The organism is Adlercreutzia sp. DFI.6.23 (assembly GCF_024462535.1).
Taxonomy (GTDB): Bacteria; Actinomycetota; Coriobacteriia; order Coriobacteriales; family Eggerthellaceae; genus Adlercreutzia; species Adlercreutzia rubneri.
On the sequence record NZ_JANGBP010000849.1, the window covers coordinates 1 to 286 of the forward strand.

General features: G+C 68.5%; 1 pseudogene. It reads left to right on the forward strand.

Annotated features, from left to right (window positions below):
• Positions 1 to 286 (forward strand): annotated as a pseudogene (locus NE591_RS15735) (hypothetical protein); the annotation flags it as partial.

The following is a 286-nucleotide window of genomic DNA, read 5'->3' on the forward strand; positions in this document are numbered from 1 at the left end:
TGGATGCCCGCGCCCCTGAACCACGCCGTCGGCTTCTTCCACGGCCTCATCGCGCCGATGCTGCTCGGCGGCCGCTCCGTGCTCATGCAGGACTTTGCCGTGAAGGACGCCGTCGACCTCATCAACGCCGAGGGCGCCACCTGGTCCATGTGCTCCACCCCGTTCATCTACGACATCGTGAAGTACCTGGATGCCCACCCTGACTACGGGGCCTTCGCCGACGGGGCGGCCACCACAACGGGGCTCCCGCTTTCCGCCCTCGTGCTCGGCGTTACCGCGGCCGTGG